General features: G+C 71.4%; 22 protein-coding genes. 5 read left to right on the top strand and 17 right to left on the bottom strand.

The window, feature by feature from the left end:
- Nucleotides 1-52: 52 nt before the first annotated feature.
- From MNOD_RS06745 to MNOD_RS06715, 7 genes are all read right to left on the bottom strand, one after another.
- The gene (locus tag MNOD_RS06745; protein WP_015928092.1) at nucleotides 53-1,060 is read right to left on the bottom strand and encodes a TonB family protein; all 1,008 of its coding nucleotides are present in this window, start codon (nucleotides 1,058-1,060) and stop codon (nucleotides 53-55) included.
- 5 nt (nucleotides 1,061-1,065) lie between these two features.
- Entirely contained in the window at nucleotides 1,066-1,536 is a 471-nt protein-coding gene (gene tolR, locus MNOD_RS06740; protein WP_015928091.1) for a protein TolR, read from the bottom strand.
- Nucleotides 1,537-1,554: 18 nt separating this feature from the next.
- Complete coding sequence (locus MNOD_RS06735) at nucleotides 1,555-2,241, bottom strand: MotA/TolQ/ExbB proton channel family protein (RefSeq protein ID WP_015928090.1); 687 nt, start codon at nucleotides 2,239-2,241, stop codon at nucleotides 1,555-1,557.
- Between the two features lie 46 nt (nucleotides 2,242-2,287).
- Nucleotides 2,288-2,758 (bottom strand): hypothetical protein, encoded by a 471-nt coding sequence (locus tag MNOD_RS06730; RefSeq protein ID WP_015928089.1) that lies wholly within the window; start codon nucleotides 2,756-2,758, stop codon nucleotides 2,288-2,290.
- A gap of 256 nt (nucleotides 2,759-3,014) precedes the next feature.
- A complete protein-coding gene (locus MNOD_RS06725) occupies nucleotides 3,015-4,100 on the bottom strand; it encodes a glucokinase (protein ID WP_015928088.1) in 1,086 nt (361 codons plus the stop codon).
- 712 nt (nucleotides 4,101-4,812) lie between these two features.
- Complete coding sequence (locus MNOD_RS06720; protein WP_015928087.1) at nucleotides 4,813-5,175, bottom strand: hypothetical protein; 363 nt, start codon at nucleotides 5,173-5,175, stop codon at nucleotides 4,813-4,815.
- A 24-nt stretch (nucleotides 5,176-5,199) separates the two neighbouring features.
- A complete protein-coding gene (locus MNOD_RS06715; RefSeq protein WP_015928086.1) occupies nucleotides 5,200-5,607 on the bottom strand; it encodes a response regulator in 408 nt (135 codons plus the stop codon).
- A gap of 262 nt (nucleotides 5,608-5,869) precedes the next feature.
- Here MNOD_RS06715 and MNOD_RS06710 point away from each other — a divergent pair, with 262 nt between their 5' ends.
- From MNOD_RS06710 to MNOD_RS06700, 3 genes are all read left to right on the top strand, one after another.
- Nucleotides 5,870-6,883 carry a WD40 repeat domain-containing protein gene (locus tag MNOD_RS06710; protein WP_015928085.1) on the top strand — a complete coding sequence of 338 codons (1,014 nt, stop codon included), beginning with the start codon at nucleotides 5,870-5,872 and terminating at the stop codon, nucleotides 6,881-6,883.
- Between the two features lie 6 nt (nucleotides 6,884-6,889).
- Nucleotides 6,890-7,159 (top strand): hypothetical protein, encoded by a 270-nt coding sequence (locus MNOD_RS06705; protein WP_015928084.1) that lies wholly within the window; start codon nucleotides 6,890-6,892, stop codon nucleotides 7,157-7,159.
- Between the two features lie 420 nt (nucleotides 7,160-7,579).
- On the top strand, nucleotides 7,580-8,806 hold the full coding sequence (locus MNOD_RS06700; RefSeq protein ID WP_015928083.1) for a hypothetical protein: 1,227 nt from the start codon (nucleotides 7,580-7,582) through the stop codon (nucleotides 8,804-8,806).
- 72 nt (nucleotides 8,807-8,878) lie between these two features.
- Here MNOD_RS06700 and MNOD_RS06695 read toward each other — a convergent pair whose 3' ends face one another.
- The 5 genes from MNOD_RS06695 to MNOD_RS06675 all read right to left on the bottom strand — a co-directional run bounded on the left by MNOD_RS06695 (nucleotide 8,879) and on the right by MNOD_RS06675 (nucleotide 13,568).
- Nucleotides 8,879-9,301 (bottom strand): metallopeptidase family protein, encoded by a 423-nt coding sequence (locus MNOD_RS06695; protein WP_015928082.1) that lies wholly within the window; start codon nucleotides 9,299-9,301, stop codon nucleotides 8,879-8,881.
- A 112-nt stretch (nucleotides 9,302-9,413) separates the two neighbouring features.
- Entirely contained in the window at nucleotides 9,414-10,145 is a 732-nt protein-coding gene (locus MNOD_RS06690; RefSeq protein ID WP_015928080.1) for a pyrimidine 5'-nucleotidase, read from the bottom strand.
- Between the two features lie 102 nt (nucleotides 10,146-10,247).
- Nucleotides 10,248-11,162, bottom strand: a complete 915-nt coding sequence (gene argB / locus MNOD_RS06685) for an acetylglutamate kinase (protein ID WP_015928079.1) — start codon at nucleotides 11,160-11,162, stop codon at nucleotides 10,248-10,250.
- A 259-nt stretch (nucleotides 11,163-11,421) separates the two neighbouring features.
- Nucleotides 11,422-12,192, bottom strand: a complete 771-nt coding sequence (gene eutC, locus MNOD_RS06680; protein WP_015928078.1) for an ethanolamine ammonia-lyase subunit EutC — start codon at nucleotides 12,190-12,192, stop codon at nucleotides 11,422-11,424.
- The gene (locus tag MNOD_RS06675) at nucleotides 12,189-13,568 is read right to left on the bottom strand and encodes an ethanolamine ammonia-lyase subunit EutB (RefSeq protein ID WP_015928077.1); all 1,380 of its coding nucleotides are present in this window, start codon (nucleotides 13,566-13,568) and stop codon (nucleotides 12,189-12,191) included. The genes eutC and MNOD_RS06675 overlap by 4 nt, the downstream gene beginning before the upstream one ends.
- Nucleotides 13,569-13,807: 239 nt before the next feature.
- On the opposite strand from MNOD_RS06675, the gene MNOD_RS06670 reads away from it, so the two are divergent.
- Nucleotides 13,808-14,065 (top strand): DUF6894 family protein, encoded by a 258-nt coding sequence (locus MNOD_RS06670; RefSeq protein ID WP_015928076.1) that lies wholly within the window; start codon nucleotides 13,808-13,810, stop codon nucleotides 14,063-14,065.
- An 85-nt stretch (nucleotides 14,066-14,150) separates the two neighbouring features.
- On the opposite strand, the gene MNOD_RS06665 is transcribed toward MNOD_RS06670, so the two are convergent.
- The 3 genes from MNOD_RS06665 to MNOD_RS06655 form a co-directional block, all read right to left on the bottom strand.
- Complete coding sequence (locus MNOD_RS06665) at nucleotides 14,151-14,693, bottom strand: hypothetical protein (protein ID WP_015928075.1); 543 nt, start codon at nucleotides 14,691-14,693, stop codon at nucleotides 14,151-14,153.
- A 446-nt stretch (nucleotides 14,694-15,139) separates the two neighbouring features.
- A complete protein-coding gene (locus MNOD_RS06660; protein WP_015928074.1) occupies nucleotides 15,140-16,000 on the bottom strand; it encodes an SDR family oxidoreductase in 861 nt (286 codons plus the stop codon).
- Nucleotides 16,001-16,093: 93 nt separating this feature from the next.
- Nucleotides 16,094-16,369 (bottom strand): hypothetical protein, encoded by a 276-nt coding sequence (locus MNOD_RS06655; RefSeq protein WP_015928073.1) that lies wholly within the window; start codon nucleotides 16,367-16,369, stop codon nucleotides 16,094-16,096.
- A 350-nt stretch (nucleotides 16,370-16,719) separates the two neighbouring features.
- On the opposite strand from MNOD_RS06655, the gene MNOD_RS06650 reads away from it, so the two are divergent.
- A complete protein-coding gene (locus MNOD_RS06650) occupies nucleotides 16,720-17,397 on the top strand; it encodes a GntR family transcriptional regulator (protein ID WP_015928072.1) in 678 nt (225 codons plus the stop codon).
- Between the two features lie 33 nt (nucleotides 17,398-17,430).
- Here the strand turns inward: MNOD_RS06650 and MNOD_RS06645 are convergent, their stop codons facing one another.
- Both MNOD_RS06645 and MNOD_RS06640 read right to left on the bottom strand, forming a co-directional pair.
- On the bottom strand, nucleotides 17,431-17,934 hold the full coding sequence (locus MNOD_RS06645) for a type III secretion system chaperone family protein (RefSeq protein WP_015928071.1): 504 nt from the start codon (nucleotides 17,932-17,934) through the stop codon (nucleotides 17,431-17,433).
- Nucleotides 17,935-18,198: 264 nt separating this feature from the next.
- Nucleotides 18,199-18,489 (bottom strand): accessory factor UbiK family protein, encoded by a 291-nt coding sequence (locus MNOD_RS06640; RefSeq protein ID WP_015928070.1) that lies wholly within the window; start codon nucleotides 18,487-18,489, stop codon nucleotides 18,199-18,201.
- Between the last annotated feature and the right edge of the window lie 105 nt (nucleotides 18,490-18,594).

Genomic DNA, 18,594 nt, shown 5'->3' with positions numbered 1-18,594 from the left:
ACCGGATGCCGGATGACGACGGTCATGCGGGGATGCGCCGGCCCTGGCCGCCTCACCGGAAGGCGAGCGGGACCGAAAAGCTCTGCTGCGCCACGGTCACGTCCGCGGGAGCGGGCGGGAGCGAGCTGCCAGGGGCGGCGGCGGCGAGCGCGGCCGCGTCGAGGCTGCTGTTGCCGCTGCTGCTGATGAGCGAGGCGCTCATCACGCGGCCCGAGCGGGCCACCGTGAAGCGGATCGTCACCGTTCCGCCGCCAGCGCCCGGGCTGCGCACCCGCGCCCGGATCGCGCCGGAGATCTGCTGGCCCCATGCCCGCAGGGCGTTCGGATTGGCGGAGGGCGCCGCCGCGCTGCCGCCCGCATTCGCACGCGAGGCGGTGGCCGCCGCCCGGCGCTGCCGCGCGGGCTCGGTCGAGCGCTCCGCCGCCCGCGGCTTCACCGCCTCGCGGGTCGCCTCGCGGACCGGCTTCGGCGGCGGGGGCTTGCGCACCTGCTCGACGGGCTTGGGCTTCGGCTTCTCGACCGGCTTCAGCACCGGCTTCGGCTCGGGCTTGGGCTCCTCCACCGGGCGGGCCACGACGGCCGGCGGCGGGGGCGCCAGCGGCGCCGCCTCGTTCGTCGAGGTGATGACCTGATCCTCGGGCGGCAGCTCGACGGCCTGCACCGCCTCCGCCGGCTTCGGCTCCACGGCCTCCGGCGGCACGGCCTCGGTCATCGGCTGGGGCGTCTCGACCGGACTCTCCTGCGGCTTGACCTCCGGCAGGTCGGGCGGCGTGTCGGCCATCCGGGTCTCGGCCGGCGGCTCCGCCGTCTTCTGTTCGGCCGGAAGCTCCGCGGGCGGCGGCGTCGAGATGGTGTCGTTCGCGTCGTTCGGAACCTCGATCGCCTCCAGGCTCGGGGCGAGGTCGATGGTGATCTCGTTCTCGCCGGAGGTCGGCGGGGCACTGCGCCAGAGCGTGATCGCCCCGATGGCGCCCACGTGCAGGGCGAAGGCCACCAGGAAGGCCAGGGCGAGGCCGGGGCCCGGCTGATCGGGTCCCTGCAGGGTCGCGCGCGGGGTCATCGGCTCTACCGGGGCGCGGCCGGCGCCGTCGTGGCGGGAGCGCCGTTCGGGGCGTTCGCGATGAGCGAGACCTTGGCGAACCCGGCCTGGCCCACGAGGCCCATCACCTCCATGACCTTGCCGTAGGGCACGTCCTTGTCGCCGCGCACCAGCACGGTCTGGGTCGGATCCTCCGCGGCGGCGGCCTTGAGGCGGGCGAGCGCGCCGTCGACGGGCAGGGGCTCCTTGGCCAGGAAGGCGTTGCCGTCCTTGTCCACCGAGACCACGACCGGCTTCTTGGGCTCGGAGGTCTTGGCGGCGGCGGTCTTGGGCAGCTGCACGGGCACGCCCACCGTCATCAGGGGGGCCGCCACCATGAAGATGATGAGCAGCACCAGCATCACGTCGACCATCGGCGTGACGTTGATCTCGGAGAGCGGGGCGGCCTCGAACCCGTCCTCGTCCGCGGTGCTCGTCTGGAGCGGACCCATGCCCATCGGGCGCTCTCCTGCTGTCTATTCTGCGGCGCTGCGGGCGTGGTGGCTGCGGTCGCGCGCCAGCCGGTTGCCCAGCGTGCCGATCGCCGCCGCGAAGGCGGACTGCACCTTGCCGAGGTCGCCCGAGAGCTTGTTGTAGGCGACGACGGCGGGAATCGCGACCACGAGGCCGATGGCGGTGGCGAACAGCGCCTCCGCGATGCCGGGCGCCACCACCGCGAGGCTGGTGTCCTGGCTCTTCGCGATCGACGAGAAGGAATTCATGATGCCCCAGACGGTGCCGAACAGCCCGACGAAGGGCGCGGCCGAGCCGGAGGTGGCGAGCAGCGGCAGCCCCAGCTGCAGGCGTTTGAGATCGAGCGTCAGGGCCGCCCGCATGGCGCGCTCGATGCGCTCGCGCCGCTCGGCCCGGGTCTCGGTCGGGTCCTGGTCGCGCCACGCCTCCTGGGCGGCGGCGACGATCCGGGCCGCGATGCCGCCGCGCCCCTCCTCCAGCCCGCCGCCGGTCGCGACCATCCGGGCAAAAACCTTCGCCTGACGGCGCGCGGAGGCGAGCCGGATCGTCTTCTCGATGATGACCGTCCAGCAGGCGACCGAGGCCAGGATGAGGAGGATCATCACGCCTTTCACGATCGGATCGGCCTGCAGGAACAGGCCGAGGAAACTCATGTCGTGGGCGGCCGGCGCGGCGGCTGTCGGATCCATCGCGGATCTCCTCGATCGGCTGTCTCGGGGGATTGAGGCGCGGGCCTCAGCGGATGAACGGAGCGGCGCCCTTGGCGGAGGCCGGCGCGATGCGCTCCAGGCAGGATTCGCGGGTGAGCTCGGCGCCCTCGCAGGCGATAACGTCGTTCAGCAGAAGCCGGCCGACCTGGGCGCAGGGCGCCGAGGCGATGTCGAACTGGCGCAGCACCGTCTTGCGGGCGGCGAGCGGCCCCAGCTCCACCAGCACCCGCTTCTGCGCCACGCCGTCCGTGTCGAAGGCGTAGAGGTCGAGCTTGAGCGACTTGATCGGGGCGCCCTTGCCATTGTCGACGAGCAGGGTCGCCCGGCAGGCCTCGCCCACCGTGTCGAGCTTGTTGAGTTCGACCCGCATCGGCATCTCGGGCGTCTGCGCCAGCGCGGAGCTCAGCATCACGAGCGAGATCGCGAGGCAGAACAGCAGGTCGAGGGCGAGGTGCCCGACCCGGGCGCGAAACCACGGCATGCCTTGCGTGAACACGGATTCATCCCCTCCGGCACTGTTTCGACGATCCCGGCGGCGGGCGCGATCGAGGGCGCCCCGCGTCACGCCCCGCACGGGGCCGCAGGTCCGCCCGCCGGACGCCTCCGGCCGGTCTTGGTTCCGCTCTCGTTCTGGCCGGCCGCCTCGTGCCGCGGGGGCCGGCGGGGATGCACTAGCCGAGATGACGACGCGGGATCAAGACTCGCGGCGAAACTCAGAGCAATTCCAGACTGTTATTCGGACCAATGGGCGATCAACTCTGGGCGATCGCATCCTCCCGGCTGCTGAAGCGGGCATTGCCGAGGCCGGTTCCGATGGTGAGCACGCCCCAGCGGGCGAGATCGCGCAGGAAGGGCACCTCGCTCAGGCCCTGCACCACCGCGTCGTTGTGCATCACCACCATGGTCGGGTGTCCGCCGATCGTCGGCAGGGCCTCCCGCAGGGCACGCGGCAGGTTGAAGCGGCTGCTCTCCCAGTTGCCGGGCAGGTTCTGACCGCCCCGGCTGATGCGGCCGTCCGGCTCGATCACGCCTGGACAGCCGACCCCGATGAAGGGGGCGAGCGCGAGCTCGGCCTTCTCCGCCCGGGCGACGAGGCTCTCCAGCATGGCGATGATCCGGGCGACGGCCGCGTCGCGGGTCGGGGGCGGCTCCTCGTCGCGGTGGCGCCAGAACTCGGCCCGCCAGACGGCGGCGCGGGACAGGTCGGGAGCCCTGCGCAGGTTCGTCGCCACGATGCCGGCCCGGATGTTGGTGCCGCCGATGTCGATGGCGAGAAGGCTGTCGTAGCCGGAGAAGATCCATGCGGGAGCGAGGTGGACGGCGCCGATCAGGCCGCCCTCGTCGTGGTGGTGGCGGATCGGCACGAGGGAGAGGTCGGTCCCGGCCGCCCTGAGCAGGACGCTCGCCCGCCCGATGGCGAGGCGCCCGACATAGGAATCGCTCAGGCCCCCGCCGACCACGATGCGCTGCGTGTCGCGCCAGCCCTTCTGGCGCAGGAAGCGGCGGACGATCGTGGCGAGTTCCTGGGAGAAATCCTCGACGGCACCCTGCACCACGCCCGCCGCCTCGGGCGGGCCCTCGCGCAGAAGGCGATCGAGCTGCTTCTTGGCGAGGTCGTGGCTCGGCGTCTCGCCGAGGGGATCATCCCCGAGCTTGCGCAGGCGCTCGCGCCACTCCTCGATGAGGTCGCGGAATGCACCCTTGGTGACGCGGTCGCCGAGGAAGCCTTCCTCGTCGGGCTGGCGCAGTTCGACGTTGTAGCTGTCGATCCTGACCGCCGGGAGCATGGCGGCGGCATGCGGGATGTCGGAGACGCTCGGAGCCAGGCTCGTCGCCATGCAGAGGACCCTTCGGGGCACGAGGGACCGCGCGACCGCGCGGGCCTCGACACAACGGCGGTGACGGGGCGACGGTTCAGCTTCTTCGACCGGATTCCGTCACGCCGCCGCGTCCCCTGACCCGGGCGGCCGGGACGGCAGGTTCGGAGAGCGCCTTCGACGCCCGAACCCTCGTCGATGCTCGACCTCCGCATGAGTTCGCCACCGGCCGCACAGACCCTGACGGATGAAACCCGAGGCGGCCGCGGGGGCGCTCCCTCCTCTGGCACCCCCGACCGCCCTCATGTTGAGCAACCATGAGATTGAGGGCCGGGGTTGGCTGCCGCAGGCGGGAGCGCTCGGACAACATGGCTTGGCTCAGACAGGACGGTTCTCCGCCCTTTCCGCGCCCGTTAGGGCCTGCACGACTGGAGCGCCAGCGGAAGGAGATCCGGGAAAGGGAGGGCGGGCGACACGAGGCCGGGCGAGCCGATCCTCGATCGCCTCCGGACACGTCAGGCGGACATCCTCGCCTGGGCTGACGCGGTCTCAAGCGAACCTGAGGTGCTGGGGGGGGGTGCCGCGGGCGAACTTCGTCGCCGGCTGCACCTCAGCATGAGGAGCGGGGCGGCTGCCAGCACGGCAGGTTCGATCGCGGTCGAGCATCGGATCACCCGGGCTGACCGCCGCTCATGCCGATCAATCGTGCAGGCCGACAGGGCCTGCGCGACCGCTATCTCCTGCCGGCGGGCGCCTTCGGGGTGCGGGCCTCCTCCACGGCCCCGGCCTTCTCCTCGTCGGTGTCCCCGCCCTGGCCGATGGTCTTGCGCGGATTGGCGAGAAGCTCGCGCAGGATCACGCTCAGGCGCTCGCATTCGGGGCCATACGCGTAGGCGTCGAGCACGATTGCGGCGTCGCGCAGGGTGCGAAGGTCGCGCACCGTCTGCTCGTTCGCCGGCTCGAGCAGCCGCGGCGTGCGGGCGATCTCCTCCTCCAGGCGCAGGGAGAGCGCCGGGCAGCCGGCCGGCGTCTCGGCCGCAGCGGCCGCGCCGGAGGTCAGAAGGCCGGCGGCAAGAAGGATCACGCGGGTCACCATCACGGAGGGCTCCGGAACCTTGGGTCAGGAATGCCCGAGGATCCGGTTGGCCAGGGCCACGACATCGCTCGGGTAATAGGGCTTGGGCACGAACACCGAGTCGGACACGGCCTCGCCCTCCGCCAGCCTATGCCGCCCTCCTGACGTATAGACAACCGCGAGATCCGGGCGGCGATGCCGCGCCGCGCGGGCGAGCGCGACGCCGTCCGTGTTGCGGGCGAGGTCGATGTCGGTGAAGAGCATGTCGACCCGCTCCCGCTGCAGGATGCGGCCGGCCTCCTCGGCATCCGCGGCGGTGAGCACCCGGTAGCCCTCGTCCGCGAAGGCCGCCGCGGTCATCTCGCAGATCAGCGCCTCGTCCTCGACCACCAGGACCGTCTCCGGCGGAAGCAGGCTCGGCGGGTGAAGGGCGGCGCAGGCAAGCTGGATCATGACGCAACTCCGATTCCAGACGGCGACGACCGCCTCGACCGTCGCCGTATGAGAACGGCATCGGACTTGGCCGCGTTCGCGGCGGATCCGGCGAATTGCGCAGGTTTGGTGAGCGAAGACTTAACCATGGCCCCCCGGTGGTGAATCGGCGGGGGGCGCCCTCTCCCGCGAAGCCCTCCGCACCCCAGGGGCTCGCACTTGCAAGAGACGGACCCATGTGAGAGGCCACCGACATCTGTCCGCCGCGCAGGGTTCTTCGAGCATGAGTGCCACCGCCGCCCCGTCCCTGACCCAGGCCGTCACCGGGATCACGGCCGGCGCCCACGTGACCGGCATCCACTGGCTCGGCGGGCGGGCGGCCCTGGCGCTCGGCGACGGGGTGGTGCTGCTGGCCGCGCCCGACGGGACGGTCGAGCGGGTGGCGGCCCATCCGGAGGGCGGCATCCTGGTGGCGGCGGGCGACGGGCGGCGCCTCGTGACGGGCGGCGACGACGGGCGCGTCGCCGTGACGGCCCCGGACGGCACCACCGAGACCCTGGCCACCGCCCGGGGCGGGGCCTGGATCGACGCGCTGGCGCTGCATCAGGACGGGGCCGTGGCCTTCGCGGCGGGCAAGCGCGTGATCGCGCGGGATGCCAAGGGCCGCGAGCGCACCACCGAGGCGCCCTCGACCGTGCGCGGGCTCGCCTTCGCGCCCAAGGGCTACCGGCTCGCCCTGGCGCATTACAACGGCGCCACCCTCTGGTACCCGAACCTCGACGCCACACCCGAGGCGCTCGCCTGGAAGGGCTCGCATATCGACGTCACCTGGTCGCCGGACGGCCGCTTCGTGGTGACGACCATGCAGGAGAACGCGCTGCACGGCTGGCGCCTCCAGCCCGACCGCGGCCATATGCGCATGACCGGCTACCCGGCCAAGGTGCGCTCGATCTCGTGGTCCGCCGATGGCAACTGGCTCGCGACGGGCGGCGCCGAGGCCGCGATCGTCTGGCCCTTCGACACCAAGGAGGGGCCGACCGGCAAGCAGCCGCGCGAATGCGGCGTGCGGACCGCGCGGGTGTCGCGGGTGGCCTTCCACCCGAAGGCGCCGGTGCTCGCCACCGCCTACGAGGACGGCTGTATCCTGCTGATCCGCTTCACGGACGGCTCGGAGCTGCTGGTGCGGCCGGCCGTGAAGGGCAGCAGCGTCACGGCGCTGGCCTGGGACCGGCCGGGCGAGCACCTCGCCTTCGGGGCCACGGATGGCGAGGCCGGCATCCTCACCCTGCCGCGCTGACGCCGCATGGGCCTGTTCTCGGCCTTCCGCCGGCCGCGGCCGGATGCCGCGGCGCGCGAGCGGGTCGCCGCCTTCGCGCGCCAGGCCGGCGGCTTCGGGCCGGAGGTCGCGCTCACGGTCAGCGAGATCGTCTGCCCGGACCCGGCCTGCCCGGGCACCGAGACCGTGATCCTGATCCTGGCACCGGGGGCCCGCAGCCGGGCCGTCAAGGTCGGCAGGCCCGTCGAGGCGGTGACGGAGGCGGATGTGGCGGCGGTGCTGCAGCAGGGCGCCTGAGGGATCGCGGCGCTGCCCTGAAGGAGCAGGAGACCCGGTCGCGGATCCTCCGGGAGGCCGTCCGGGCGAGGTGGAGACCGGTTCTCCGTCCGGAGACGGGGCCGGATTCCGCGCTGCGGAATCCCGCGGCGACGCCGGAGGCGCCCCGACCCGCCCTCGACCGGCCCGAGGATCCTTCGTCGCACCTCCCGCGCCGGAGCGGGAGTCCACCGGTTGCTCGGGACAGTGTCTGATGGACTCCAAGCCCTTGATTTGTTGAATCTCCGGACGGAGAAGCGGGGTCCGTTTCTGCCGGACCTGTCCGAGGCTGTGCCCTCCCGGCCCGCAGTGTTGCATCGCATCTACAGCCCTGCGCCTCCCGGCTCACTACGAGGGACGGAACGCGCGCCCGGTGCGCGCCCGCCCGAAGGCTCGTCGCACATGCCCCGCGCGGCTTCCTCCTCCACCGATCCGGCCGCCGATGCGGCGGCGCTGCTGCGCCGCATCGGCTTCTTCGGCCTGCTGGTGGCGCTGCCCCTCGCCACCCTCGTGTCGCGCCGCGCCATCGTCATCCTGGTGCCGATCGCCGTCGTGATCCTGTGCCTCGCCACGCTCCTCGACGGGGCCGCGCGGCCGCTCGGGGCGGGCCTGCGCCGCTTCGTGCGGGCGCGGGCGGTGGCGGCCGGCGCCCTCCTGGTCGGCTGGGCGGCGCTCTCGATCGTCTGGACGCCCTTCCCGGGCTCGGCCGCCGAGCGGCTCCTCAACATCGCCGTCACGCTCCTGCTGACCCTCGCGGGCTACCTGGCCCTGCCGGACCGGATGCGCGCGGCGAACGCCTACCTGCTGCCCATTGGCGTCGGCCTAGCGGCCGTGGTCGCGGTGGCGCTCGGGCTGTTCAGCGGGGCGGCCCTGCGCATCGGCCTGGACGACGATTCCACCCTGGAGCGCGGCGCGATGCTGCTCGCGCTGCTGGTCTGGCCCGCGGTCGCGTGGCTGCGCTCGCGGCGCCGCGACGTCGAGGCGCTGGGCGTCGCCGTGGCGGTGGCGCTCGCCCTGGTGCTCGCGCCGAGCCCGATCCCGCTCCTCGCGCTCGCCGCGGGCGCCGCCGCCTTCGCCCTCGCGGCCTGGCGGCCGGGGCCCGGCGTGCGGATCACGGCCGGGGTCGCCGCCGGCCTGCTGGCGCTGGCACCGCTGTTGCCCTTCCTGCTGCGGCCCCTGGTGACGCCGCTCCTCGGCACGCTCCATCCGCTCGCCATGTCGCTGAAGACGTGGCAGCGCGTCGTGACGAGCGAGCCCCTGCGCCTCCTCACCGGCCACGGCTTCGAGACGGCCCTGCGCGGGCGGGCCGTCGGGCTGCTGCCGCCGAGCGCGCCGACCTCGCTCCTGTTCGAGATCTGGTACGAGCTCGGCGTCGTCGGCGCCTTCGCGGCAGCCTTCGTGCTGTGGTCGGCGATACTGCAATCGGGCCGCGACCATCCGACGCTCGCGCCCGGCGCCATGGCGACCGCCATGACCGCCTTCGCCTCGGCCTGCCTCGGCATCGGCACCACGGTGATCTGGTGGCTGACCAGCGTCGCCGTCGCGGTGCTGGCCTTCATCGCCATCGAGCGCGGCCAGTTCCGCACCAGCCGGCCGAAGGCGAGCGCCCTGCCGCCCCGGGGCGGCTGAGCGGCGGCTCTCAAGCTTTGATGTGACGCGCTCCCCGACGCCGAACCGGCCTCCACTTCGGCGGGGAGCGCTCTAGCCGGCCTCCGCCTCGATCCGGGCCATATCCGCATCCGAGAGGCCGAAATGGTGGCCGATCTCGTGCACCAGCACGTGGGTGACGAGGTGGCCGAGCGTCTCGTCGTGCTCGGCCCAGTAGTCGAGCAGGGGGCGGCGGTAGAGCCAGACCATGTTGGGGAACTGGCCCGTCACGAGGCTCGCCGCGCCCCCACCCTGGGCGAGGCCGATGCCGCGGAACAGCCCGAGCAGGTCGAACTCGCTCTCGCAGCCCAACTCGTCGAGGGTCTCCTCGTCCGGAAAATCCTCGACCCGGATCACCACCCCCTGGCAGAGCCGCCGGAAGGCGTCGGGCAGCCGCGCGAAGGCCGCTTCCGCCAGCGCCTCGATGGCGGCGAGATCGGGCGCCCGCGCGGTTCTCCAGTCGGGGGCGTCCGTCATCACCACAGCCTTAACCGCACGCCGAGCCACCACGCCGTCGTCACCATGGCCGCAAGACCGAGGCCCCGGCCGATGCGCCGGCCCCAGACCTCCATCGGGTCGCTCTCGGGGCTCACCGGGGCAGCGTCGGCGCGACCCGCTCGGTGAGGAATCCGGCGAGGTCGTTGGTGATGTGGTCGATATGGGGCGCCCTCACGGCCTCCTGCTCGATGGGATCCCGGAAGGGATCGACCGTGCGGGGCACCACCAGCACCGTCGCCATGCCGAGGTCGTGGGGCACGACGAGGTTCTTGGCGATGTCCTCGAACAGGGCCGAGCGGGTCGGATCGACCCCGTGGCGGTCGAGGAACTTCTCGTAGGCCGACCGCTCGGGCTTGGGCACGAAATCGGAGGCCGCGATGTCGAACACATCCTCGAAATGGTCGAGGATGCCGAGCTTCCTCGCGACATTCTCGGCGTGACGGCGCGAGCCGTTGGTGAGGATGAGCTTGCGCCCCGGCAGCCCCTCGATCGCCTGGCCGAGCGCTGGGTCGAGGGCGATTCCCGAATGATCGATGTCGTGGGCGAAGTCGAGGAAGTCGTAAGGGTCGATCGTCCACTCGTCCATCAGCGCACGCAGGGTCGTGCCGTAGCGGTGATAGAAATATTTCTGCAGGGCGCGGGCCGAGAGCCCGTCGAGCCCGAACAGATGCATCACGTAGAGGGTGATGCGCTCGTCGACCTGAGGCCAGACGCGGGCATCGTGCGGGTAGAGCGTGTTGTCGAGGTCGAAGACCCAGGTGTCGACGTCGGTGAACCCGCGGCCGTTCGGAGCAGTGACGTGGCTCTCGCTGGGCAGGAACAAGGATCTGACCCGTATCGACGAGAAGGGGGCCCCGCGGCCCCCGGACGTCCAAGATAAGCGTCCCGCTCCAGAAGGGAAGCGGGATCGTGGCTCAGGCCGTGGTCAGGCGCCGCTGCGCCGGATCAGCGTGCCCGCGCCGTAATCGGTGAAGAGCTCCAGCAGCACCGCGTGCGGCACCTTGCCGTCGAGGATGACCACCGCCTCGACGCCCTGCTCGATGGCATAGATGCAGGTCTCGATCTTCGGGATCATGCCCCCCGTGATGGTGCCGTCCGCGATCAGGCGGCGGCAATCCTCGATGGAGAGCTCCGGGATCAGCTTCTTGTCCTTGTCGAGGACGCCGGGCACGTCGGTCAGGAGGAGGAGGCGCTTGGCGCGCAGCGCCCCCGCGATCGCGCCCGCGAAGGTGTCGGCGTTGACGTTGTAGGTCTGGCCGTCGCTGCCCACCGCCACCGGGGCCAGCACCGGGATCAGCTCGGCCTTCAGCACGGCGTCGAGCACCGCGCGGTTGACCCGCTCCGGCTCGCCGACGAGGCCGAGATCGACGTGGCGCTCGATGTTCGAATCGGGATCGACCACCGTGCGGGTGGCGCGGCGGGCCTGGACCATGTTGCCGTCCTTGCCGCACAGGCCGATGGCCTTGCCGCCCTCCGCCGAGATCCAGCCGACGATCTGCTTGTTGATCGAGCCGGCGAGCACCATCTCGACCACCTCGACGGTGGCCTCGTCGGTGACGCGCAGGCCCTCGCGGAACTCGGACTTGATGCCGAGCCGGTCGAGCATGCGGCCGATCTGCGGCCCGCCGCCATGCACGATCACCGGCTTGAGACCCGACTGCTCGAGCAGCACGATGTCCTCGGCGAAGTCCTCGGCCGCCGCGCGGTCGCCCATGGCGTGGCCGCCATACTTGATGACGACGATCTCCTCGTCGTAGCGCTGCATGTGTGGCAGGGCCTGCACCAGCACCTCGGCCCGCACATGGACGTTGGGCAGCGCGTCCGCGTCGGATTGGCTCATCGTGACGACGTCCTCTCGGTCGGGCCCCGTCGCCCGGGGCGGCGGGTTCTAGCGCAGGATTCCGGGCGCCGGAAGCATGGATGGTGGCTTGAGAGCCGTGCCCGCTCCATTTGGAGCGGGCACGGCTCTCAAGCTCTTGCTGTGTCGCGCTCTCTTGCGCCGAACCGGCATCCACTTCGGCGGAGAGTGCTCTAGGGGAGCCCGTGCGACGGGATGATGACGACGGCGCCGCCTAGTCCGGGCGAGAGGGGCCCGGGGCTCAACCCGGAAGCGGCGTCGCCGCCTCAGCCCCGAGCAGCCGGTCGCTCTCGTCCTTCAGAGCCACGCCCGTGAGCCCCCGCTGGAACGCCTGGCCGATGAGCCAGTGCAGCTTGAAGGCCGCAAGCTCCGGCTTGAGCCCGGCCGCACGCACGTTCGAGAGGCAGTTGCGCTCCGCATCCGTGCGGCCGGGGCGCGGATCGAAGGTGAGATAGATCCCGAGGCTGTCGGGCGAGGACAGGCCGGGCCGCTCGCCGATCAGCACCGCCACGGCGCGGGCCTTCAGCGCCGCGCCGACCGCGTCGCCGAGGGCCACCCGGGCCTGCTCGGCCACCACGACCGGCGCCAGCGACCAGCCCGATCCGGCGATCGCGGGTGCGAGCACGCTGAGCAGCGGCACCGCCCCCTCGTGGATCGCCCGGGCCGAGAGCCCGTCCGCGACCACGATCGCGAGATCGACGGGAGCGGCCGCCGCGGCGGCGAGGCGCTCGGCGCTTAGCCCCTCGAGCCGGCGCCCGAGATCGGGCCGGCGCAGATAGGTGGCGCGGTCGGGCGCCGCGGAAGCGACCGCCACATTCCGCAGCCCCAGCGCCTCGATGCCCGCCCGCAAAGCCGCCACGTCGAGCGGCGTGTGGACCGCGTCGCGGGCCTGGGCATGCGCGAGGGCGAAGCCCAGCACCGCGCGGGTCGGAAGCCCCGACCCGGCCCGGCCGAGGCCGATCCGGGCGGGGGTGAGGGCGGAGAGCCGGCGCCACGCCTCCTCGGGGCTCATGCGGCGAGCCCCGGCGCGGCGGCAAGCAGCGGGGTGCCGCCGCCGGGAATGAGCGCCCCGGCCGCATCCGTGAGACCGATCCGCTCGAGCCAGGCGGCGAATTCCGGCACCCGCTTCAGGCCCAGGACCTCGCGCAGGTAGAGCTGGTCGTGGAAGGAGGTCGACTGGTAGTTCAGCATCACGTCGTCGGCCCCCGGCACGCCCATGATGTAGGTCACGCCCGCCGCGCCGAGCAGCGTCAGCAGCGTGTCCATGTCGTCCTGGTCGGCCTCGGCGTGGTTGGTGTAGCAGACGTCGCAGCCGAGCGGCACGCCCATCAGCTTGCCGCAGAAATGGTCCTCCAGCCCCGCCCGGATGATCTCCTTGCCGTCGTAGAGATATTCGGGGCCGATGAAGCCCACCACCGTGTTGACGAGAAGCGGCCGGAAGGCTCGGGCGACCGCGTAGGCCCGCGCCTCCAGCGTCTGCTGGTCGATGCCGTGATGCGCCTCCGCCGAGAGGGCCGAGCCCTGGCCGGTCTCGAAATACATCACGTTGTCGCCAAGCGTCCCGCGCCGCAGCGACAGGGCCGCCTCCTGGGCTTGCCTCAGGAGCGGCAGCGTGACGCCGAAGGCGGCATTGGCTCCTTGCGTGCCCGCGATCGACTGGAAGACGAGGTCCACCGGCACGCCCCTGCCGATCGCCTCCAGGGTCGTCGTGACGTGGGCGAGCACGCAGCCCTGGGTCGGAATCGCGAAGCGGGCGATGAGGTCGTCGAGGAGGTGGAGGAGCCGCGTCAGCGCCTGCACCGAATCCGAGGCCGGATTGATGCCGATCACCGCATCGCCGCAGCCATAGGACAGCCCGTCGAGGATCGCCGCCGTGATCCCGGCGGGATCGTCGCTCGGATGGTTGGGCTGGAGCCGCACCGCCATCGTGCCGGGCAGGCCGATCGTGTTGCGGAACCGCGTGACCACCCGGCACTTGCGGGCGACCAGGATCAGGTCCTGGTTGCGCATGATCTTCGACACCGCCGCGGCGATCTCGGGCGTGATGCCGGGCGCCAGCGCGGCGAGCGCCGCGGTGTCGGCCGTCAGCAGGAACTCCCGGAAGCCGCCCACCGTGACATGGGCGATCGGCGCGAAGGCCCCGGCATCGTGCGTGTCGAGGATGAGCCGCGTGACGTCGTCCTCCTCGTAGGGAATCAGGGGCCGGTTGACGAGGTCGGCGAGCGGCACCTCCGCGAGGCACCAGCGGGCCGCCACGCTCTCCTCCGCGCTGCCGGCCGCGATGCCGGCGAGGCGGTCGCCCGAGCGGATCGGGCTCGCCTTCGCCATCAGCTCGGCGAGGTCGGAAAACACCCAGCTGCGGGGTCCGACGACATGCCGGTAGGCCATGCGGATCTCCTCTCCCGGTCGCACTCTACCGCAACCGGCCGCGGGCGCGAGGCAGCGGGGAGCCGCCCGCGGGATGGAAAATAATCCTGCGGGCTCCCCTGGCCTGCGACAGCGGCGGAACTACCTACGCAAATGCCGCGCCGCCGGAATGGTTTATGCATTGCTGCACGGGCTCGCCCACGTAAGATGCGGCGCCGCCGTCCGGGCTTCGAGCAAAAAGATCAATGTGGAGGAAGGCCGTGCACCGCTACTTCTTCGACCTCGAAGCGGAAGGCTTCGATGCCCGGGATGATGTCGGCGTGGTTCTGGCCGACGCGCGCGCGGCGCGCGCCGAGGCGGTGCATGCCCTGCGCTCCTGCGCGATGGCGCCGCTGCCCTGCGGGCAGGCCGCCGGCCTCGCCATGAAGGTCCGCGACGAGACCGGACGGACCGTCCTGCGCGTGGCGCTCGGGGGCATCGTCCGGGGCGACGTCGCGGCACAGTGCCTCTCGGCCTGACGACCGCGCCTGCGCGGCGCATCCCGCCGCAACGCCAACGGCGCCGCAGGCCTGCGGCGCCGCACGGGGTCCCGGTGAGCCCCGCTCACTTCGCGTCGGCAGTCTTCTCCCGAATCGTGTAGGCACCGGTCTTCTCGCCCACGGTCTGCACGACGCCTTCGGCCAGGGGCGTGATGCGGTTTGCCTGGATGTCGAAGCTCCCGGACAGCCCGGTGAACTTGCCCGTTCCGCCGATCCACTCGCCGGTCCCCTTGATCCGGGGGGACATGGGCTGCGGGGCGAAGCTGTACTTCTCATAGACGTGGTCGCCGTCGGTATCGACGTAATCGCAATAGCCCTGGTTCTCGAAGCTCTTCGTGTCGTTGTCGAAGGTCGTGCTGGCGGTGCAGCGTCCCGCCATGTTGTTGAGGAGCTTTCCGCCCGTCTGGTTGACCGCCGCCATGATGCTCACGCCGACGGTATGCGTCCGGGTCGGACTGATCTGGACCGGCTTGCCCGGCGCCGGGTTGGTGGAGGTGTAGGTGATGCGGAAATCCGCGTGCTTCGGCATATCCTCCGCACCCGCAGGCGCCGGGAGGGCCGGGATGGCGATGAGGAGTGCGAGGCTGGCGACACGGCTTGGGTGCATGGGTTGTCTCCTCCGGTTGCCGATCCCGAACGGCATGGCGCGCGTCGCGGCCTTCGTGACGCGAGCGGCCGCGCAGGCCGGTGTCATGGCAGGTCAGCGCCTGCTTGGTCTGGGCTTGTCGGATCTCGACAGGGAAAAACGATATCGACCGGCAATCACGCGACGGTGAAAAAGGGGTCCTGTGCAAGAAATTGCAATGTAATAAATAGATTACACCAGATCACGCCACCGTCTTCATCCCCAATATGGGGTATGTCGCGGCGTCAGACCAAATGGAAATTAAGGCGTATGCCCGCACATGATTGCGGCCCGGACCGACGCGTCGGTCCGGGCCGGCAGGGATCGCCGCCCGGATGTTCGGCCCGGACGCCTCCGTCCCGCGGGGTACAGGGCGCCAGGGCGGATGCGACGGCCGACCCCGGCGGCCATCGCGGTCCGGGGCCGGCTCAGATCAGGGGCTTGCCGCCCGTGACGGCCACGGTGGCGCCCGAGACGTAGCTCGCCTCCTCGGCCGCCAGCATCACGTAGACCGGCGCCAGCTCGCAGGGCTGCGCGGGCCGCTTCATCGGCACCTGCATGCCGAACTGCTCGAACTTCTCCTTCGGCATCGTCGAGGGAATCAGCGGCGTCCAGACCGGGCCCGGCGCGACGCAGTTCACGCGGATGCCCTTCTCGGCGAGGAGCTGCGCCAAGCCGCCGGTGAAGTTCTGGATCGCCCCCTTGGTGGTCGCGTAGGCGAGGAGCTGCGGGCTCGGCGTGTCGGCGTTGATCGAGGTGGTGTTCACGATCGCGCTGCCCGGCCGCATGTGGGGAACGGCCGCCTTGGTCAGGTAGAACATCGCGTGGATGTTGGTCCGGAAGGTGACGTCCCACTCCTCGTCGCTGATGTCCTCCACCGATTGCACGGTCGCCTGATGGGCGGCGTTGTTGACGAGCACATCCACGCGCCCGAAGGCCGCGACCGCCTTCTCGACGATCGCCCGGCAATGAGCCGGGTCCTTGATGTCGCCCGGCACCAGCACGGCCTTGCGGCCGGCCTCCTCGACGAGGCGGGCGGTCTCCCGCGCATCGTCATGCTCGTTGTAGTAGCTGATCAGCACGTCCGCGCCCTCGCGGGCGAAGGCGAGCGCCACGGCCTTGCCGATGCCGCTGTCGGCCCCGGTGACGATCGCCTTGCGGTCGGCGAGGCGTCCCGAGCCGCGATAGCTGCTTTCGCCGTAATCGGGCCTCGGATCCATCTCCGCATCGTGGCCCGGCATCGGGATCGGTTTCTGGCGGCTGAAGGGCGGCTTCGGGAAATCCGGCATCGCGACGCGACTCCTGACGATGGCATGTCCTGACGAGGGGAAGGCCGCGGGAGCCCCGCGGCCGGTGAACCGGGGGATTGCGCGCGGGGCGCCTCAGCGGCGTCCGCCGCTGTTCGGCCGGCAGCGGCCGTCCGCGATCTTGAAGTTCGGCGGGTCGCAGGGGACGAGATCCGCCTCGCACCATTTCTGGCACAGGCCCGGGCCGAAGCCGCCGGGACGGCCATAGGGCTCGTAGCCGGGCGGCGCGCCGCGCAGGCTGCCGGTCACCTCCGGGCCGTCATCGGCGAAGACGGGACCGCCCTGCGCGATGACGGGACCGGCCGCGAGCAGGAGCGGGGCGAGCACAAGGCCGACGGCGCAGGTGCGCATCGAAGCATCTCCTCGATCTCGGATCGCCGCCGCCACCCGGACGACGGCGGGGCGACGCCGGACCAACGGGTTGACGCGGCGGCTGTTCCTCGCCCGGGCGCGCCGAGGCGCCCGACGTCATGCCACCGGCCCAGGCTGCCGACGCAGCGGGAGCTGACGCAGCGGGCCGTCGACCCGTCTCGAATTTTCGATGCCAAGCCTCTGGCTTGGCGACAATTCGAGACCGGAACCAACGGTCATCTCCAAGGCCCGTTGGTCTCACCCGCGTCCTCGCGGGCGGGCGCACGCATCTCGACAGGATGTCGCGAGGTGATTACCCCTACGGTAGGAAAGTCATTTTCGGCGGGTGCATGAACAGAATCGAGACCGGCCTCGGCATCACACGGCGCTATCTCCACGATGAGGTGGCCGAGCGCCTGCGCACGCTGATCCAGAACGGCGAACTCGAACCCCGCGCACGTCTCAACGAGATGGAGCTCGCCTGCCGCTTCGGCATCTCGCGCACGCCCTTACGGGAGGCGATCAAGATCCTGGCGACGGAGGGCCTGCTCGAATTGCTGCCCAACCGCGGCGCGCGGGTGGCGAGCCTCAGCGAGGCCGAGATCGACGAGGTGCTGGAGGTCGTGGCCGGGCTCGAGGCGACGGCGGCGGAACTCGCCTGCCGGGCGATCGGCGAGGCCGAGCTGGCGGAGATCGAGGCTGCTCACCGGGCGATGGTCGAGGCGGCGCGGCGGGGCGACCACGCCGCCTCCGCGCTCTTCAACCGCCGCATCCACGAGATGATCGTGGCGGCGAGCCGCAACGCCACCCTGGTCAGCCTCTACGAAAGCCTGTCCGGCCGCATCCAGACGGCGCGCTACGTCGCCCACGCCACGCCCGAGCAGCGCCAGAGCGCGCTTGCCGACCACGAGCGCATGCTCGTCCTGCTGCGCGCCCGCGACGGCGAGGCGCTGAGCCGCCTGCTGCGCAGCCATGTCCGCGGCAAGAAGGCGGTCGTCATGGCAGCCTACGCGGCAGGGGCCAGCTGATCCGGTCTGCGGACGATCCGTGCGGAGACCGGATCAGGCCTCGCCCTCGGTCTCGAACAGCACGGCGTCCAGGGCCTCCCGGCCCGACTTGCCGGCCCAGACCACGAACTGGAAGGCCTGGAAGTAGCGCTCGCAGGCGTCGATGGCCGATTTCAGCATCATCTCGCATTGCCGGTGGGTCGGCTCGGCGCCCCCCGTCAGCAGCAGCGCGTGGCGGAACATCACCACGTCCTCGCCGCTCCAGAGATCGAAATGCCCGACCCAGAGCTGCTCGTTCACCAGGGAGACGAGCTGCAGCACCTCCGTGCGGCGGCGGGGCGGCACCTTGAGGTCGAAGGCGCAGGCGACATGCAGCGCCTCCACGTCCTCGATCCACGTATAGGCGACGTGATACTCGGCCCACCGGCCGGCGACCGCCACCGACATCTCGTCGGTCTCGGCCCGATCGAAGATCCAATCGCGCAGGGAGGCGAGACGTTCGACGACATCGAGCGGGTGCTCGGCGCGCTCAAGGTCGACGATGTTCACTTGGGTCATGGCGATCCGGTTCTTGGCTCGTCCGAGCGGGAAGAGGCGTCATGGGACGCGGACAGCGACGTCGATGTAAAAGCAGATCGCATCCCCGGCACGTATTGGCCCGCAGGCGATGAGCTTAACGGCCGACTTGTCTCCCCTTGGCGACGGCGAATCAGGGCTAGGGCCACTATAGCCCGGTCGAGTCGCGGGGCTCAAAGCGAAAACTCCGGCGGAGACGGGCTGCAAGGCCGCCATCCACCGAAGCTTCCTGTGAATAAGCGGCGATCAGGCGGCGGGGGGCTTTGACGTCTTGGCGCCGGGTGTCCGGGACGCCTGAAGAGCAGCTTCGAGCGCCGCGACCCGGGCGGTCAGCGCGTCGTTCTGCGTGCGCAGGGTGGCCACGAGGTCGCGCAGCACCTCGAGCTCCTCGCGCGAGGCCACGTCCATGTCGCGCAGCAGGCGCTCGAACTGCGCGCGCATGATGGTCTCGGCCTCGCGGCGCATGCCCTGGGCGGCGCCGGCGGCATCCGTCATCAGGCGGGCGAAATCGTCGAGCAAGCGGTTCTGGGTCTGCACCGTGGTCTCCTGGTCTCGAAAGCTCTCGCCCGCAGATGGGACGATCCGGGCGGGCCCGCAATCCGACACGGCCGAATCGCCTCGCACGCGACCCGAAGATTGCGG

The organism is Methylobacterium nodulans ORS 2060 (assembly GCF_000022085.1).
In the GTDB taxonomy this organism is placed as follows: domain Bacteria; phylum Pseudomonadota; class Alphaproteobacteria; order Rhizobiales; family Beijerinckiaceae; genus Methylobacterium; species Methylobacterium nodulans.
Note: the sequence above shows the minus strand (reverse complement) of the source record. Positions and strands in the feature narration are given on the sequence as shown.